The 16,967-nt window shown below is 43.0% G+C and carries 17 protein-coding genes; 13 read left to right on the plus strand and 4 right to left on the minus strand.

Annotated features, from left to right (window positions below; translation table 11 throughout):
• Window positions 1–32: 32 nt before the first annotated feature.
• The 3 genes from AC1MEO_RS18795 to thrB are packed head-to-tail and all read left to right on the plus strand — an operon-like array spanning window position 33 to window position 3,285.
• Window positions 33–1,325, plus strand: a complete 1,293-nt coding sequence (locus AC1MEO_RS18795; protein WP_480333367.1) for a homoserine dehydrogenase — start codon at window positions 33–35, stop codon at window positions 1,323–1,325.
• Window positions 1,322–2,383, plus strand: coding sequence for a threonine synthase (gene thrC / locus AC1MEO_RS18800; RefSeq protein ID WP_480333369.1), 1,062 nt, complete (start codon window positions 1,322–1,324; stop codon window positions 2,381–2,383). Before AC1MEO_RS18795 ends, thrC begins: the two co-directional genes overlap by 4 nt.
• The gene (gene thrB, locus AC1MEO_RS18805) at window positions 2,380–3,285 is read left to right on the plus strand and encodes a homoserine kinase (protein WP_480333371.1); all 906 of its coding nucleotides are present in this window, start codon (window positions 2,380–2,382) and stop codon (window positions 3,283–3,285) included. Before thrC ends, thrB begins: the two co-directional genes overlap by 4 nt.
• 69 nt (window positions 3,286–3,354) lie before the next feature.
• Here thrB and AC1MEO_RS18810 read toward each other — a convergent pair whose 3' ends face one another.
• Window positions 3,355–4,779, minus strand: coding sequence for an NAD-dependent succinate-semialdehyde dehydrogenase (locus AC1MEO_RS18810; RefSeq protein ID WP_480333373.1), 1,425 nt, complete (start codon window positions 4,777–4,779; stop codon window positions 3,355–3,357).
• A gap of 324 nt (window positions 4,780–5,103) precedes the next feature.
• Here AC1MEO_RS18810 and AC1MEO_RS18815 point away from each other — a divergent pair, with 324 nt between their 5' ends.
• The 9 genes from AC1MEO_RS18815 to AC1MEO_RS18855 all read left to right on the plus strand — a co-directional run bounded on the left by AC1MEO_RS18815 (window position 5,104) and on the right by AC1MEO_RS18855 (window position 13,312).
• Window positions 5,104–6,300: a hypothetical protein gene (locus AC1MEO_RS18815; RefSeq protein ID WP_480333375.1), complete on the plus strand. Its 1,197-nt coding sequence runs from the start codon at window positions 5,104–5,106 to the stop codon at window positions 6,298–6,300.
• Between the two features lie 21 nt (window positions 6,301–6,321).
• Window positions 6,322–7,497, plus strand: a complete 1,176-nt coding sequence (locus AC1MEO_RS18820; protein ID WP_480336140.1) for an amidohydrolase — start codon at window positions 6,322–6,324, stop codon at window positions 7,495–7,497.
• A 35-nt stretch (window positions 7,498–7,532) separates the two neighbouring features.
• The gene (locus AC1MEO_RS18825; protein ID WP_480336141.1) at window positions 7,533–8,834 is read left to right on the plus strand and encodes an allantoate amidohydrolase; all 1,302 of its coding nucleotides are present in this window, start codon (window positions 7,533–7,535) and stop codon (window positions 8,832–8,834) included.
• A gap of 254 nt (window positions 8,835–9,088) precedes the next feature.
• Window positions 9,089–9,388, plus strand: coding sequence for a replication/maintenance protein RepL (locus AC1MEO_RS18830; RefSeq protein ID WP_480333377.1), 300 nt, complete (start codon window positions 9,089–9,091; stop codon window positions 9,386–9,388).
• Window positions 9,389–9,789: 401 nt separating this feature from the next.
• The gene (locus tag AC1MEO_RS18835) at window positions 9,790–10,458 is read left to right on the plus strand and encodes a YveK family protein (protein WP_480333379.1); all 669 of its coding nucleotides are present in this window, start codon (window positions 9,790–9,792) and stop codon (window positions 10,456–10,458) included.
• A gap of 27 nt (window positions 10,459–10,485) precedes the next feature.
• A complete protein-coding gene (locus AC1MEO_RS18840) occupies window positions 10,486–11,487 on the plus strand; it encodes a GNAT family N-acetyltransferase (RefSeq protein ID WP_480333381.1) in 1,002 nt (333 codons plus the stop codon).
• Between the two features lie 52 nt (window positions 11,488–11,539).
• Window positions 11,540–12,016 (plus strand): hypothetical protein, encoded by a 477-nt coding sequence (locus AC1MEO_RS18845; protein WP_480333383.1) that lies wholly within the window; start codon window positions 11,540–11,542, stop codon window positions 12,014–12,016.
• Between the two features lie 29 nt (window positions 12,017–12,045).
• Window positions 12,046–12,375, plus strand: coding sequence for an MGMT family protein (locus AC1MEO_RS18850; protein ID WP_480333385.1), 330 nt, complete (start codon window positions 12,046–12,048; stop codon window positions 12,373–12,375).
• 202 nt (window positions 12,376–12,577) lie between these two features.
• On the plus strand, window positions 12,578–13,312 hold the full coding sequence (locus AC1MEO_RS18855) for a gamma-glutamyl-gamma-aminobutyrate hydrolase family protein (protein ID WP_480333387.1): 735 nt from the start codon (window positions 12,578–12,580) through the stop codon (window positions 13,310–13,312).
• 39 nt (window positions 13,313–13,351) lie between these two features.
• Here the strand turns inward: AC1MEO_RS18855 and AC1MEO_RS18860 are convergent, their stop codons facing one another.
• The 3 genes from AC1MEO_RS18860 to AC1MEO_RS18870 all read right to left on the minus strand — a co-directional run bounded on the left by AC1MEO_RS18860 (window position 13,352) and on the right by AC1MEO_RS18870 (window position 15,841).
• Entirely contained in the window at window positions 13,352–13,945 is a 594-nt protein-coding gene (locus AC1MEO_RS18860) for a DUF3267 domain-containing protein (RefSeq protein ID WP_480333389.1), read from the minus strand.
• An 84-nt stretch (window positions 13,946–14,029) separates the two neighbouring features.
• Window positions 14,030–14,407: a hypothetical protein gene (locus AC1MEO_RS18865; protein ID WP_480333391.1), complete on the minus strand. Its 378-nt coding sequence runs from the start codon at window positions 14,405–14,407 to the stop codon at window positions 14,030–14,032.
• A gap of 12 nt (window positions 14,408–14,419) precedes the next feature.
• Window positions 14,420–15,841, minus strand: a complete 1,422-nt coding sequence (locus AC1MEO_RS18870) for a helix-turn-helix domain-containing protein (RefSeq protein ID WP_480333393.1) — start codon at window positions 15,839–15,841, stop codon at window positions 14,420–14,422.
• Between the two features lie 392 nt (window positions 15,842–16,233).
• On the opposite strand from AC1MEO_RS18870, the gene AC1MEO_RS18875 reads away from it, so the two are divergent.
• Complete coding sequence (locus AC1MEO_RS18875) at window positions 16,234–16,827, plus strand: general stress protein (RefSeq protein ID WP_480333394.1); 594 nt, start codon at window positions 16,234–16,236, stop codon at window positions 16,825–16,827.
• Window positions 16,828–16,967 lie beyond the last annotated feature (140 nt).

A 16,967-nucleotide genomic window follows, 5' to 3' on the forward strand; every position in this document is an offset into this window, starting at 1 on the left:
TCACAGTGTACACACCATGGGAGGAATCGTCAATGAAAAATGAAATTTCAATCGGATTATTAGGCCTTGGAACGGTGGGCAGCGGAGTTGCTAAAATCATCCAGCAGCATCAGCAGGATTTGCATCATAAATTAGGTGCCCAAGTTTCAATCCGGAAAGTACTGGTCAGAGATGCAAAAAAAGACCGGCTTTCCAGTTTAGATCCGAGTGTTTTCACGACGGATATAGAAGAAATTTTGAATGATTCTTCTCTCGATATCATTGTAGAAGTGATGGGCGGCATCGACGGTGCAAAATCAGCCATCGAAAAAGCGCTCAAAGCCGGCAAGCAAGTCGTTACCGCCAACAAGGACGTCATGGCGGAATATGGCCACGAATTATTGAAATTGGCGGATGCTGAAAAATGTGACCTTTTCTATGAAGCAAGTGTCGCCGGCGGGGTGCCGATCATCCGCACCTTGGAAGATGGCCTGGCATCAGACCGAATCTCCAGTTTGATGGGGATCGTCAATGGCACGACAAACTTTATCCTGACAAAAATGAAAAAAGAAAATATGAGCTATGAGGACGCGTTGGCCGAAGCGACTGCACTGGGCTATGCCGAAGCAGATCCATCAGCGGATGTTGATGGAATCGATGCGGCCCGGAAGATGGTCATCCTGTCTTCACTGGCATTCTCGACCGAGGTTCATCTTGATGACGTACTTGTCAGAGGCATGAAGGAAATCCGTGATGGCGATTTGGAGCTTGCGAATAAGTTTGGTTATACCATGAAAATGGTCGGTTCTTCAACAAAAGATGATGACGGAATCGAAGTTTCCGTAGAACCGATCTTCCTGGCAAACTCGCATCCACTGGCCTCTGTGAACAATGAATTCAACGCAGTCTATATTTACGGTGATGCTGTAGGTGAAACGATGTTGTATGGTCCGGGAGCTGGCTCTTTGCCGACCGCAACTTCAGTGGTTTCAGACATTATTGCTGCCTGCCGCAACCTGCAGCTTGGCGTCAACGGCAAACGCGCACACGCTGCACAGCACGAACGTGTGATAAAGCCTGAATCGAAACGGTTTGCAAAATATTGCCACCGTCTGTTGGTGAATGATGAAGTCGGCGTCTTGTCGAAAATGACTTCGGTCTACAGCAAGCACGGCGCCAGCATCCAATCGGTCATGCAGTCTCCGGCAACGGACGATGGCAAAGCTGAATTGGTACTGCTGACTCACCGGATTTCACGGCAACAGCATTTGGATGTATTGAAAGATATTGAAGAAACGGCGAGCGTTATCAGCCATTACCGCATAGAAGGAGAGGAAACAGCATGAGATGGCAAGGATTGATTGAAGAACATAAAGAATGGCTGCCTGTTACAGAAAATACCCCTTCACTGACCTTGCAGGAGGGCAATACGCCTTTGGTGCATTTGGAAAAATTATCGAAAGAATGGGGAATTGACCTTTATGTAAAACTGGAAGGGGCAAATCCGACCGGTTCATTTAAAGACCGCGGCATGGTGATGGCTGTCGCTAAAGCGAAAGAAGAAGGAAAAACTGTATTGATTTGTGCTTCAACCGGCAATACATCCGCTTCTGCAGCTGCGTATGGTGCAAGAGCGGGTATGCGCACCATCGTCGTCATTCCAGAAGGGCGCATCGCCCTTGGAAAACTGGCACAAGCCAAAATGTACGGAGCGGAAATTCTTGAAATCAAAGGGAATTTCGATGAAGCGTTGCAGATGGTGCGTGAAGTTGGCCAGGAAGCAGGCATCGCACTTGTCAATTCCGTCAACCCCTACCGTCTGGAAGGGCAAAAAACCATCGCTTTTGAAGTGATTGACCAATTAGGCCAAGTGCCGGATATCTTCGCATTGCCAGTCGGAAATGCCGGTAACATTTCAGCATCCTGGAAAGGCTTTACCGAATATGCAGAGCGTACAGGCGAAAAACGCCCGACACTTTTAGGCGTACAAGCAGCTGGAGCAGCACCCATCGTCAACAATAAAGTCGTGGAAAATCCAGAAACGGTGGCTACCGCCATCCGCATCGGCAACCCGGCAAGCTGGCAGTTGGCTCTTGATGCGTTAGACCAATCGAACGGGACCATTTTAGCGGCGACAGACGAAGAAATTCTGGAAGCCTATAAGCTATTGGCTTCAACAGAAGGCATATTCGCTGAACCGGCATCGTGCGCATCCATTGCGGGCATCAAAAAACAGGTGGAGAATGGCTTATTGCCAAAAGGGTCGAAAGTGGTTGCAGTTCTGACAGGAAACGGGCTGAAAGATCCTGAAACGGCAATTTCGGTTAACCAGCACAAAGCACTTCTTGTTCCGGAAGACATGGAACGTTTTTGGGAGGATCTTAAAAAAGGAGTGAAGATATGAGCTGGAAAGAATTTTCAGTGACCGTTCCTGCTTCCACAGCCAATCTGGGTCCGGGATTTGATTCGATCGGACTGGCATTGGACCTTCATATGTTCGTCCACGTGTCACCGGCTACTGAATGGCTGGTCGAATACAAAGATCAAGGCTATCAGCAGATTGCGAGCGGCGCCGACAATCTGATTGTTGCCACTGCACAGGCAGTTGCGGATAAATATGGACATTCATTGCCAAGTGCCAAATTGGTGGTGGACACGGAAATTCCGTTAAGCAGAGGGCTTGGCAGCAGTGCATCAGCAATTGCTGCAGGCATTGAGATTGCGGATCGGTTGATCGGATTAAAATTGCCGATGAAAGAGAAGTTGAGAATCGGCACGGAAATGGAAGGCCATCCCGATAATATTTCCGCATCGCTTCTTGGCGGCCTGACCATTTCTTATTTCGATGAAGAAGAGCTGGAGATCGTCCATGTTCCTGAAGTGGAAATCGGTGTGGTCATTCTGGTTCCTCCTACTGAATTTCTGACAGCTGAATCGCGTAACCTGCTGCCCGAAACCTTATCCCATAAAACGGCTACACGGGGCAGTGCTGCCGGAAATGCGATGTCAGCCGCTTTAGCAAGAGGAGACTGGGATACAGCAGGACGGATGATGCAAAAAGATGTTTTTCATGAACCGTACCGCAAAGACAGATTTCCTGATTTTGATGCTATCCAGCAAAATTGCCGTGAGTTAGGCGTTTTTGGTTCGGCCATCAGCGGAGCAGGGCCGTCTCTATTTATCGCAGTAAAAAAAGGCCAGGAAAAAAGAGTGGCTGCCCAATTGGCGGAGAAGTTCCCGCTTTATGAATGCATTGTCACAAAACCCTCATCCCAAGGAATTAAAACAGGTGAAACAGTTGTATAAAAGAAAAAAAGAAGCGGTCCGGACAATTCCGGATCGCTTCTTTTTCGTTTTGAATCACTAATACGTGCCTTAGACTTTTATAGAAATATATTTGGTTTCCAAAAATGCCTCTAAGCCTTCCTGTCCGCCTTCGCGGCCTACACCGCTTTCTTTCATTCCGCCGAAAGGAGCCTGCGCTGTAGAAGGGGCTCCGTCATTCCAGCCGACAATTCCGTAATCCAGGTTTTCGGAAAGGTAAGTGCCGCGGGACATGCTTTCAGTGAAGAAATAGGCTGCCAGGCCAAAACGCGTATCGTTTGCCAATTTGACCGCTTCTTCATCCGTTTCAAAGGACATGATCGGTGCGACAGGGCCAAACGTCTCCTCATTCATGACCAGCATGTCGGAAGTGGCATTGACCAAAACCGTCGGATTAAAGAAATAAGCATTGTTTTCTGAATGGCCGTCTCCGCCGACCAATACTTTGGCTCCTTTTTCCACGGCGTCGCTGACGTGCTTTTCAACTTTTTCATAGCCGTCTTTATCCACCAATGGTCCGATTTGAACACCTTCATCCAGTCCGTTGCCGACTTTCAGGTTGCCTGCAGCCTGCTGAAGTTTCTGAGAAAATTCCTCAACAATGCTTTGCTGGACGTAAATACGGTTTCCGCAGACACAGGTCTGCCCGGCATTGCGGAACTTCGATGCCATGACCCCTTCAATTGCCAGGTCCATATCGGCATCCTCCAAAACGATGATGGGGGCATGGCCTCCGAGTTCAAGTGACAGATTCAACATGGTTTCCGAAGCTTGTTTCATCAATTCCTTGCCAATTTCAGTGGATCCTGTAAACGTCAGCTTGCGGACATCGGGATGGCTGGTGAAAACCTTGCCGATTTTACTGGCACTGCCGGTCACCAGGTTGATGACGCCTTTAGGGAATCCGGCCTCAATGGCAAGTTCATACATTTTAACTGCAGTCAACGGCGTCATTTTTGCCGGTTTGGCTACAAATGTACAGCCCGCAGCAAGGGCAGGGGCCATTTTTCTGGCCATCATCGCTGCCGGGAAATTCCACGGTGTAATGGATACGACAACGCCGACGGGCTGTTTGTTGACCTGAATCCGTTTGCCTTCTTTGCTGGCCGGAATTGTGCGGCCATATACGCGTTTGCCTTCTTCGGCAAACCAGGAGACGAATGAAGCCGAATATTCCACTTCACCGATAGCTTCAGCCAAAGGTTTTCCCATTTCCTTTGTCAAAATTTCACCGATCTCTTCTTTGTGCTCAAGCAATAGATCATGCCATTTCATCAGAAGTTCAGCACGATGATAAGCTGTCGTCTTCGACCATTCGGGAAAAGCGGCGGCAGCGGCCTCGACTGCTGCTGTAGCTTCCTTTTCACCGCCGTTGGGCACTGAACCTACGATTTCTCCTGTTGCCGGGTTCATCACTTCTATTTTTCCATCACCTGTATCAATCCACTCGCCATTAATATAATGTCTTCCATTCATTTGTCTGAATCCTCCTTTTGATTTTGCTCCTCCTAATAAATACCTCTAATGGATGAAGAGTAAACGTTTAGGGGAGTTACAGGATCAGCTGTCCGCAAAATCGTCATTTTTCAAGAATGATAGATTGATATGCAATATATAGGCATTGGAATCGTTTTCATGAAATATGAATGGGAATTCAATTTAATATTATTTCAAAATAGTCGTTTTATTCTATTTATTAGCCTCCGATTGTGTGATACTATTGCAACATTAAAAAAATTATCTTTGTAAAGCTTTGGTTTCGATAGTTTATCAGCAATCAGGAAAAAGGAGGGCAAGGAAATGGCTCAAATGTTGGCATTGACGATTTTGATTTTAGTATTATTTATTGGTGAAGCAGTTTCAACCCGCACCAAAGCGTGGATTCCTTCGATATTTATCAGTGGAGTTCTGTTCCTACTGGGATACTGGACGTTCTTTCCTCCTGAGATTGTCGCAATCGCAGGTATTCCACCTGCAGTAGCAGTAATGCTCATTTATTTATTGATTACCAACATGGGAACGCTTTTGTCACTGGAAGAATTAAAAAATCAATGGAAAACGATCCTAATTGCCATATCTGGAATTTTAGGGATCATTGCTGCATTATTCAGTATCGGGATTCTGCTATTCGATTTTGAAACGGTAGTGGTTGCGATTCCGCCGTTGGTTGGCGGATTGGTTTCAGCCTTGATCATGTCAGAAGGCGCAGCTGCTGCAGGACTCCCGACTCTGGCTGTGTTTGCGATTGTCATTTATGTGGTCCAAGGATTTGCAGGCTATCCGCTGACTTCGATCATGCTGAAAAAAGAAGGCCAAAATCTCTTGGCCAAATACAGAAACAATGAATTGACTGCGAAGCAATTGCCTGGCGAACAAAAAGGGAAGTCAGGAAAAGCCGTAAAAGAACCGCGCATGTTTGCCAACATGCCGGATAAATACAATACCGATTTCTTCAAATTTTTCCGTCTGGCATTGGTCGGTTACCTGGCGTATCTGACATCGGTCCTTGCAGCTCCAATCGTGGAAATCAGCCCGTTTGTGCTATGTCTGCTATTCGGTGTCATCGGACGCAGCATCGGTTTCCTTGAGCGCCACCCGCTGCAAAAAGCGAACGGATTCGGATTTGCGATCATGGGGCTCCTGCTTTATATATTCGATGGCTTGAAAAATGCCACTCCGAGCATGATGCTGGAAATCCTCTACCCGCTTATCGGCTGTATCGTCATTGGTGTTGCAGGCATGTATATCTTCTCGTTCATCATCGGAAAACTGCTTAAAGTCAGCAAGGAAATGGCATTTGCGGTTTCCTTGACAGCCCTCTACGGTTTCCCGGCCGACTATATCATCACTGTGGAAGTCATCAATTCGCTGACGAAAGACGAAGAAGAACGTGAAGTGCTGACGAGCCATATGCTGCCGCCGATGCTGGTTGCAGGATTCATCACCGTGACGATCGTTTCCGTCATATTGGCAGGCATATTTGTCGGCTTCCTATAGAATTGGAGGAAATTCAACGTGATTAACCAAACCATAAAAAACGCCATCAAAGAGAACAACGAAGAAATGATTGAGATCCGCCGCCAGCTTCACAGCGAGCCGGAATTATCATGGGAGGAGTTTCGCACCTCCCAATTTGTCTATGATTACTTAACGGAACTTGGCATTGAAGTGCGTAAGACAGAACCGACGGGTGTCATTGGAGAGCTGAAAGGCGGAAAAAAAGGAAAGACCGTCGCATTGCGTGCTGATATGGACGCTTTGTCTGTGGAAGAATTGAACGTGGATCTGCCGTACAAATCGAGAGAGCTTGGAAAAATGCATGCCTGTGGACACGATGCGCATACATCCATGCTTTTGGCTGCAGCTAAAGCTTTGGCCAGTGTAAAAGATGAGATTCCAGGAAATGTCCGGTTTATTTTCCAACCTGCAGAAGAAGTGGCGACCGGTGCGAAAGCAATGGTCGAACAAGGAGCAGTGGCTGGTGTTGATGATGTGTTTGGCATCCATATCTGGTCTCAAAGCCCGTCGAATACAGTTGCCTGCAACCCGGGTGCTTCATTTGCTTCGGCAGATATTTTCAAAGTGCATTTCAAAGGGCAAGGCGGACACGGAGCAATTCCGCAAGCCTGCATCGATGCAGCCATCATCGCTTCTTCATTCGTCATGAATTTGCAGTCTATCGTGTCGCGTACCATCGATCCCCAGCAGGCGGCGGTTGTGACTGTCGGAAAGATGGTCGTAGGAACCCGGTTTAATATCATTGCTGAAAATGCGGAGATTGAAGGCACGGTAAGATGCTTTGATCCGGCCACCCGGGACCATATTGAAAAACAGCTTCAGGTCTATGCTGACAACACTGCTGCCATATATGGAGGTTCTGCTGAAGTCGAGTATATACGAGGGACGCAGGCGGTCATCAACGGAACAGAAAGTGCACAATTGGTCCAGCAGGTAGCCAGCGAAGCATTCGGTGAAGATTCCATTTACGATGAAAAACCGACAATGGGCGGAGAAGATTTTTCGTTTTACTTGGACGAAGTTCCCGGCAGTTTTGCACTGGTGGGCAGCGGGAATCCCGAAAAAGATACCGAATGGGCACATCATCACGGCAAATTCAATATTGATGAAGATGCAATGGCGACAGGTGCAGAACTTTACGCGCAATATGCCTGGTCATTTTTGACCAAGCAGTGATGCTGTGAAGCCTAATCAAAAAAAAGGAGGAAATCATACCAGTGAATAATGATAACCTTTTATACGAAGAGTTAATGAAAGACTATGATACTGCGCTCGACCATTCAGGCATCAATGGAGAGCGGATTGCAAAAAGGCTTTATGAATTGTCCCAAATCGGATTTGTACAGGTCGGAGGCGTAAAACGGCCAGGATTTTCGGATGAAGAAAAAGCGGCGAAAGCACTCGTGAAAAAATGGATGGCCGAGGCAGGGTTAGCGGTGAACGAAGACGGGGCCGGCAATATCACGGCGCGGCTGGAAGGCAAAACTAAGGGAACGGCGATAGCATCCGGCTCCCATGTGGACAGCGTTCCAAATGGCGGGAACTTTGACGGCCCTCTAGGAGTCTTGTCTGCTTTGGAAGTTGTGGAATCATGGAAACAAACCGGCTATATTCCTAAAAAACCATATGAAGTCATCGTTTTTTCTGATGAGGAAGGATCCCGCTTCAATAGTGGGCTGACAGGCAGCCAGGCGATGACAGGTGCCATCACTGAGCAGGAGATGGCGCAACTCAGGGACTATAACGGAGAAACCCTGGAGCAGGTATTGGCTCACTACGGAAGTACATTGGATGCTTTCAGAGCGGCTAAACGGGATTTAGGTGAATTGGAATTATTTGTGGAAGTCCATATTGAACAAGGAAAAAAGTTGGAAAAAGCGGATCAGCCGGTAGGGATCGTCAATGGCATTGCAGGTCCAGCCTGGCTCGAAGTGGAGTTTGTCGGGGAGGCGGGGCATGCTGGGAACACCCCTATGGTTGGACGAAAAGACTCTTTGGTGACAGCAGCGGAATTTATCCACTCAATTCCTGAATTTCCAAAAGCGGTCAGTGATACCGCGGTAGCAACGGTCGGAAAGTTAGACGTTTTTCCAAATGGAGCGAATGTCATTCCTGAAAAAGTGAAAATGCTTGTCGATATTCGGGACATAAACGAAGAACCGAGAGATCGCCTTATCGATCAATTGATCCACCAGGCAGAAAAGATTGCGGCGAAAAATGATATTCAGTTGAACATTCAGTTGAACACACGCATTCAGCCGGTGCCGATTGCCGAAGATCTTCAGGAGCGGTTGGCCGCTTCGTTGGAGAAATTTGGAATTAACCCTGTTCATATTCCGAGTGGAGCGGGCCACGATGCCATGAACCTCGGGCGGTTTATTCCGGTGGCTATGCTCTTTGTCAGAAGCAAGGACGGCATCAGCCATAATCCGAAAGAATGGTCGTCTCTGAATGATTGTGTTGCCGGTATTCATGTGCTAAAGGATTTTATTGAAGACGCGATGAATAGATAAAATAGGGTTGCATTTTGTCGCTATACCAAACAGGAAAAGAATTTATTCTTTTCCTGTTTTTTATTGTGTGCAGAAAATTTAAGCTACAACTTGGACATTTAGTGTTATGTACCTTGATGCATCCTTATAATGGTAAAAGATATTTAAAGTTGGAATTATCAGTATTAATTGAAAATGTGTGTATATTTTTAACAAGAAAGGGTATAGAAAGAGTAAGTACGTTGTAGAGGGTTACAATTTTTGGAGGTGGTTAGATGATGGTAATGGAAAATCGAGTGCATAATAGCACAAAGGTTTTTTCAGAAGAAAAAATTTTAAACGAATGCCGTGAATATTTTTCGTCAGAGACTGAAAAAACAGCAGAGATCGGTGAAAAGTTTATGAAGTATTTTCTGAAGAATGCTTCTTCAGAAGGTGTTCTCTTCAAAACAATCAAAGAAATTACAACAGATATTACTATTTCCCATCAAACTTTAACCAAAGTATTAAAGATACTCGAATCAAAGCAGATTATATACCGCAGGAACGGCATCATCGGTTTGTGGAAAGATTAACGAGGAAGGCATCTCTCAGTAAAATGAGAGATGCTTTTTTTAATGGAAAAAAGGGAGTTTGGCTTGAAAAATTATTGATAAAAAGAGATTAAAGTAGGAGGATTTTTCCAGCAGATACCAAATACGTCAGTAAGAATAATTGCCCTGAAAAAATTAAGTCTTAAGACCCTGTAGAAAAAAAGAGGTTTGTTAGTTTTAAATACCTACTAATTAGTGTTTGTAAATAAAGTAATTTATGTAGATAGTCTAAATACTTATATTTTTAGTGATTAATTTTAAAAAAATCCTTAAAAGTGTGGATTGAACCATTAATGTATGATATAAATGAACTATAATAATCTGAATTTTTAGAAATAATAGCAAAAATCCCAGCTGTTTTCAAACGAAGGAGGAGAGTCCGAGTGAATGATAAGAAAATTATATTGCCCTTATTGATGAAATTGAAAAATCAAATCCGCATTGCAATTGGATTCGGCCTTCTTTTGATGGTGGCAGTATGGTTAATTTTTGTTTTTGTTGCCGATCCTGAGTATCAGGTATCCAGCCAATTGCTTATTGAAGAATCAGCATCTACAACCCAGCACCAGGCAGTAGAAGGCAAGCGGATAGATTCACAAACCATGGAGGCATATGCAGCCTTTATCAGAAGTCCTGAAGTATTGGAGTTGGTGCGAAAAAATCTGGAATTGAAAAGTTCCATCAGCGATCTTCAAGAGCAAGTGGGCGTAAGTTATACCAGCAATTCACCGGTTTTAACGGTCACCGTTTCTTCTGAAGGCAATCATCAGTCAATTGAAATTGCCGATACATTGGCATTCACCTTTCAGAATGAAGTAAGAAACTCATTGAAAGCGGACAATGTCACTATTATTTCGCAGGCATCGCCACAAGATGGAAGCGGAGATTCCAACAGAAATGGCTTGGTGTTGGCTCTGATTACAGCAGCGGTTTCCGGTTTTCTTCTCAGCATTTTCACAGCAATCGGTATAAGCGCAGTTAAAACCGCCGCCAATGCAAAAAATAGGAATACAAGAAAAAAAGAAAATCAATTGCAGACAGTATTTAAGTGATTTCTAGGTGAAGCAGGGGTGGAAAGCATGTACGAGCTAATATCGATACAAGAGCATAGTCGTTGGCAAAGGATTCTTGATATTTTACAAATATCAGATATTTACTATACCAGCCAATATTTTTTAAGTGCTCTGAAGTTGGATCCTGGAGAAGCTTTGCTTTTCTATTATAAGGATGAGGACGGAGAAGTTGCTTATCCTTTCATTAAGAGGCGGATAAACGATGAAGACACCCCTTATTTTGATGTTACGACTCCATTCGGTTATGGAGGCCCTATATTAAAATCGGGCAAAAATCACACAAATCTGGCTGCCAATTTTAGAGAAGCTTTTGTTGAGTATTGTCAGAATGAAAAAATTATTGCTGAATATATACGTTTTCATCCTTTGAAAGAAAATGCCCCACTTTTCAAAGATCACCTGAAACTTTCTCCATTGTATGAAACTTTTACAATCACATTAAAAGATTATTTCGCTTCCAAGAAAAAAAAGCAGTTGTTGAATGAAGAAGATTCGGAACTGGTAGTTAAAAAACTTGGCACGGTACGTCATATGTTCGAGTTTCTGGTGTTGTATTACTCCGCCGCAAGAAGACGAGAAGAAGCGGACAGCTATTATTTTTTCACCAATGATTATTTTGAAACATTAATCAGTTCCATGGGATCTAACTTACATTTATTCGGGGCATATCAAGAAAACAAACTGGTTTCTGCATGCTATGTTCTCGCAATGGGTGATACGATTTACTACCATCTTGAGGGCAGTTTGTCTGAATTGGAAAGCGAAAGTACAATGCGGACACTCCTGTTGAAAGTCGCTGAATGGGGAGAAGAAAACTATTATGCGTTTTTCCATTTAGGTGGAGACTTCCAGGGAGAACAAAACAAGGACAGGCAGATAAAGAAGGGGATTGCCAATTGTAAACCTGCTGTTTTCTCTATCGGCCAGAAAATTCATGATTTGCAAACCTATCACAATATGGTGTCTTGTGAAGATGAAGATATCATACGAAGATATAGAAACATTTGACCCAGCTAGTAAAAGAGCATAAAAATCAAGCTTATTCCGAGGAGGCATAATAATGAGATACATGCAATATAAAGGTGTGGTAGAAAGGGAATATAAAAAGTCATTAAGAAAAATCATGTACGAAATTTGTGTGGTGGAAGGGTTAAATGCTTCCCTCGGAGCAAAAAAACTAGGGGTTGCTAAGGAGATTTTTATTTTTTGGAGAAGTTTTTATCGATTGGATAAGAACCAGCAACTGTTTGATCAGGCAGTCGATACTATGGATCAAATGAAATTTCTCTATTTAAATGAAGCGAAAGGCATTGATTTATCACGTCCGTTACAGCATGAAGATGAGCAGTCGCTTCAAGGATTTGAAGAATTGATTGGCCGGATGGTAGAATATTATAAATGTGTACACGCTGAAAGTGGCGGCCTTGCGGCAGATACAGGAAAGCTGCCATTATATGAGTTTGCGCAGGAACTTCTTGAAGAGTATAAGACCGGCAGATTATTGGCGGAAGTAAAGAATCAGAAGCGGAAAGCATAAATTAGATTTTTTTGGAATGGATGAAGCAGATGCAGACTTTTACCGAAGAAGCGTTGAAGATTATAAAGCAAATTCCCCCTGGCAAAATTATGACTTATGGCCAAGTGGCGGCAACTGCCGGAAGTCCCCGTGCAGCCAGGCAAGTAACGAGAATACTTCACAGCATGAGTGCAAAGTATGGCTTGCCCTGGCATCGAGTTGTCAACGTTCAGGGGAAAATTGCCCTTTTGGATGAAGAATCCCGATCTTACCAGAGAAGATTGCTGCTGGCTGAAGGTGTGGAAGTGGACCAGGAAGACCGAATTGATTTAAGCCGTTTCCGCTTTGATTCCCCAGGAGAAAAAACTGGTGGATGCTGATTCAACCCCCCCTTGCAAAAGGGGTTTTTTAATTGATATTAAGATATGGACTGAATAACAGCAAGAGGAATACACAAAGCGAAAACACTATAAGCCATAGAACTGCAGGATAATGCTATACAACCAAAATGTTTATTAGTTTATCGGCAGCGGGTATATAAGATAATGGCCAATTATAATGAAATGGAAAAGAGGAAATTAAATGACAGTTAAAGATAAGCCGGTTATCGGCATAACAGCACGTGTAGAAGAAGATCAGACATACTCGCTGGATCCTGTATATGGCAGAGCAATTCTTCAGGCGGGTGGATTACCATTAATTGTCCCGATTGTAGATAAAGAGGATATTCCATTGTTGTGTGAGCGTTTAGATGGACTGATTGTAACAGGTGGAGGGGATATCAATCCTACGCTTTACGGTGAAGAGCCACATTTACGCCTGGGAGCTGTATATCCAGGGAGTGATGAATACGAAAAGGAATTGATTTTAAAGTTTCTTGAGCTTGATAAACCATTCATCGGAATGTGCCGCGGATTGCAGATGTTCAATATCTCGTTAGGCGGCACCAACTATCAGGATTTAGAATCTCAGTTTGAAGGGGATCTGCATCAGCATAAGCAAATGGCAATGCGTACTCACCGTACCCATTCTGTGACTTTAGAAGATGAAAGCCTGTTGTACGATATCATGAAAGAGAAAAAATTCAATGTAAACTCTTTCCACCATCAGGGGGTTAAAGACGTCTCAGACCAATTGACCATAGCAGCTTATGCGGCAGACGGACTGGTTGAAGCGTTGGAAAGTAAGAATCACCAATTTGCGATGGGTATTCAATGGCATCCGGAAGAATTCGCCCTTCAAGGGGACGACGCTTCCATGAATCTCTTTAAACGTTTTGTTGAGGAATGCTTAGTGGATAAAAAACAAAACCAATAAAGTTGAAAACACAATTAAATACAGAAAAAGATCCAGGGATTAGTTGCTCCCTGGATCTTTTTCGTTTTCTGCTGGTACAAACAGCGTAGTTTCTTTGCCATTGTCCTGAAACAAAGTATAGGCTGGCGAATTGAAGGCAATATAGGCTTGCACATAGTCGCCTCCTGACCCAGCAAAGTTTACAATCACTACTATAAAAATGCTGAGAAAAGAGCGTTCAGGAATGATAAACAACAGGATAATGAGCAATGCCCCCCATAACAATACAGGAGCTAATGCGATTACTATAAAATTGCTTCGTTTAAAGACTGCTTCACTGCCGACGGAAAGAAACGGGAAGCGAATCCGAAAGGAAGGAAGACTGCCCGAAAAGATCTTTATGAAGAGGGCGTGAGTAAGTTCGTGCAAGGCCATGTAAATCAAAACCAATAAAACAGTCACTAAAAATGACGAAAAAGGGTTCAAGTCCGTTGACAATGGCAAGCCAACCCACAATGCAAAACCGATCAAAACACCGGTTATGAATAGGAAAGAGAATTGAATCACCATGTTTAATTGCTTGTCCTTAGCCATGTCAAACGAACGTGTAACTTGGTAGCCGGCAGGTAAGGTGCCAGTGATTTGCCTATTCATAGAAACCCCTCCATTCATAAGGTCAGGAAAGTAAAAAAGCTACCGCTTTATGACATAAGCGGCAACCCATCATGAGTTAATGTATTAAGCTTGTTGGCTTTTTACAGACCAAGGTTCAGGAACGCGGGCTTGTGCAGCAACTTCAGTGCGGACCGACCAAGGTTCAGGAACGCGGGCTTGTGCAGCAACTTCAGTGCGGACCGACCAAGGTTCAGGAACGCGGGCTTGTGCAGCAACTTCGGTGCGGACCGACCAAGGCTCAGGAACGCGGGCTTGTGCAGCAACTTCAGTGCGGACCGACCAAGGCTCAGGAACGCGGGCTTGTGCAGCAACTTCGGTGCCGACCGACCAAGGTTCAGGAACACGGGCTTGTGCAGCAATTTCAGTTTCTGTAGAGTTGCCGAATGTTAGAGTACTAAATACAAGAACTGAAAAAAATAATATAGTCATACCTTTTTTCATTAATTTCACTCCCTAGAATAATATAGTAATATTTTTGTATGCTTTTCTTGCTTTATTCATGATTTCCGCAGATTCTTTGTATTTTCCTTGTTTATAGTAGATATCACCTAAGTGTCCTAAAAAATAACCCATTTCAAAAAAGTTCTCTGTAGCTTCCAAGCTTGGGGTTAACTTATTAAGAACAAAGTTTTCAAATTCAGCATAATTATCGTTAACTAAGTGATCTAAACAAATGAATTCAATATATGCTTCTTTAAAAGCTTTATTTGTTGGTGAATGAATACTTATTTTTTTATTTTCTACTATATTCATTCCCTTTTTTAACCAATCCTTGGCTATTTCATGATTTCCAAGTTCATAATTGCATTTTATCAAAACACAATAACTTATTAAAATATCGGCAGGGTATTCAGGGTGAATATAATTTAGTGAATTTTCAGTATGAGTAATTGCAAATTCATAATTCTGAAATAAAAAGTAAGCATACCCTATATTGTACTCCGTAGTAAAACGCAGGATATCTATTTCCAATTTATTCCCGATTGTCAAAGCATTTTTATAATGCTCCATAGACATTCTGAAGTTGCCGAATTGTTGATGGGATATTGCGATGTTTAAATGACACTCTACGATGCGCTTGGGGATAAATTCCTGTTGATAGATTTTCAGCGCCATCTCAGAATACTTGTACGCCATTTCTGTTTCTCTGCATTTAGTGCTGGAAATTCCAATTGAGTAATAAAGATCACCAAGCTCTGACGCCGAAATGGTATGGGGTGCTATTTTTTCAGCGACAAGATAGGTTTTCAAGGCTGTCTCGAAATCATTCAGGATGTAATTGTAGTTACCTTTGTATTTATGAAACAGATAAAACTGTTCCTGATTCATAAATTCCCTGAACCGCTCCACTTCCTTGATCTTTTCTTCAGCGCTGTCCAAATCCCCAGTAATGATAAAGTATCTAATCTGTTGAATAGAGTATTCCAGCTCTACATCTTCATCAGCGTGTAATAATGGATGATCTTGTATGTCTGCATACTGCTCCATTATTTTCGCTTTGTTCTGCGGATGCAATAACGAATTCTTAAAATTCTTTACGAGTACTTTCCCGATTGGATTATCTTTAGGAGCTAAAGGTATAGCCAATTTCTTGCATACTGCTTCCAGATCTTTCAATGCCGGATCTTTAGTGCCGTTTTCGATTTTTTTCAGTTCTCTGGGAGACAGTATGCCAGCGGCTATATCTTCCACGCTGATTTTCTTTTTTAAACGATGGTATTTTAAACGCATTCCCGTGTCCATTACTGCTCTCCTTTCCTTTTGCAAGGGCAGTACCTCTGTCATCCATGTAGGAGAGTTGTTTTCTGCCTTTGTCGGATCTTCCGAAAAGTAAGAAGAAAATAGATCGCCAAGTACGATAATTGCCGCCTCCACATCTCATATTTTACTTTGTGCCAACGCCTTTTAATTCATGATAGCATCAATTTTCGAAATAAACTGCTTTTTTATTTTAGATTTTATAAAAAAGATAAAAAAGGTAAAATATGCCTACTACGGTAAATGTTGAATTAAAAAATTTGCCATATAGCCATTTTTGTAGGTATATTATCTTGATTTCTGTTTAATTAGAGGAAAAATGGCTTTTTCATAATGATTGAATTGTTCTGTAATAAAACCTGGTTCTTTATTAGCAGCGGTTCACATAATGGATCCAAATATTTATAAATTCTGTTTTTTATTAACCAATTAGTAATACAGGTTATTGATGCTGCAATGATGGGTAAAGAAAGGATATACTATTCCATAAAATTTACGGAGGTTTTCATATGGGTTCAGACAAAACAATACTGGCAGTGGTCTTTTCAGAGACCGACTTGTTAAAGAAAATTGAAAAGTTGAAACTTGCGGGCTATAAGGAGCAGGATCTTCATATTATGGCAAAAGACATTACGCAATTTGATGGCTATGCAGTTGATAAAAAAGAAGTCGACACATTTGCAGACAAATTCAAAGGATTCATTTCTGGGGATAGTGGTGTCCGGGAAGGGGTTAAATCACTGGATCTTTCAGAGGCAGAAACAGAACGCTACACAGCTGATCTTGCAAAAGGTGGAATTCTACTTTATAAGGATGACGATGATAAAACCATACTTGATGAAATTTCGAGTAATGAAGCAGGTATAGCGCAGGAAAATCCGAACGATTTCGAAAGAAAGCAATTCATCAATTCGGTTGATAATAATTTTGATGAGCAGGAAGATCGCTTTGCCCGCGGAGAAACATTTATGCAGGATCCAACGATAATTCAGGATGAAAAACATAATTCATTTACTACTCAGAAGGACCCTGAAGTTGAAAAGGCAAGAGGCGGTTCCAGTGAAGCGGAAAAGCACAGCCAAAGCAACAAAAAGTATAAGTAAAACCTTGCTGAACGCTCAGCAAGGTTTTTTTGTTTAAGTCAATGCTGCCAATTTCCGGAAGTATATTGTCTGTTCTGCAGGTTTTAGCAGTCCCTATGAAAGGGTAAACAAAAGTAATACAGTACACAGGAGGTTTTACG

This window comes from Planococcus sp. BI3, from assembly GCF_056680115.1.

Coding starts and splice junctions, on each gene's coding strand:
- AC1MEO_RS18795 (WP_480333367.1), top strand. CDS start 33: ATGAAAAATGAAATTTCAATCGGATTATTAGGCCTTGGAACGGTGGGC.
- AC1MEO_RS18860 (WP_480333389.1), bottom strand. CDS start 13,945: ATGAATAGGCAAATCACTGGCACCTTACCTGCCGGCTACCAAGTTACA.
- AC1MEO_RS18855 (WP_480333387.1), top strand. CDS start 12,578: ATGACAGTTAAAGATAAGCCGGTTATCGGCATAACAGCACGTGTAGAA.
- AC1MEO_RS18830 (WP_480333377.1), top strand. CDS start 9,089: ATGATGGTAATGGAAAATCGAGTGCATAATAGCACAAAGGTTTTTTCA.
- AC1MEO_RS18865 (WP_480333391.1), bottom strand. CDS start 14,407: ATGAAAAAAGGTATGACTATATTATTTTTTTCAGTTCTTGTATTTAGT.
- AC1MEO_RS18845 (WP_480333383.1), top strand. CDS start 11,540: ATGAGATACATGCAATATAAAGGTGTGGTAGAAAGGGAATATAAAAAG.
- AC1MEO_RS18875 (WP_480333394.1), top strand. CDS start 16,234: ATGGGTTCAGACAAAACAATACTGGCAGTGGTCTTTTCAGAGACCGAC.
- thrC (WP_480333369.1), top strand. CDS start 1,322: ATGAGATGGCAAGGATTGATTGAAGAACATAAAGAATGGCTGCCTGTT.
- AC1MEO_RS18815 (WP_480333375.1), top strand. CDS start 5,104: ATGGCTCAAATGTTGGCATTGACGATTTTGATTTTAGTATTATTTATT.
- AC1MEO_RS18810 (WP_480333373.1), bottom strand. CDS start 4,779: ATGAATGGAAGACATTATATTAATGGCGAGTGGATTGATACAGGTGAT.
- AC1MEO_RS18840 (WP_480333381.1), top strand. CDS start 10,486: ATGTACGAGCTAATATCGATACAAGAGCATAGTCGTTGGCAAAGGATT.
- thrB (WP_480333371.1), top strand. CDS start 2,380: ATGAGCTGGAAAGAATTTTCAGTGACCGTTCCTGCTTCCACAGCCAAT.
- AC1MEO_RS18850 (WP_480333385.1), top strand. CDS start 12,046: ATGCAGACTTTTACCGAAGAAGCGTTGAAGATTATAAAGCAAATTCCC.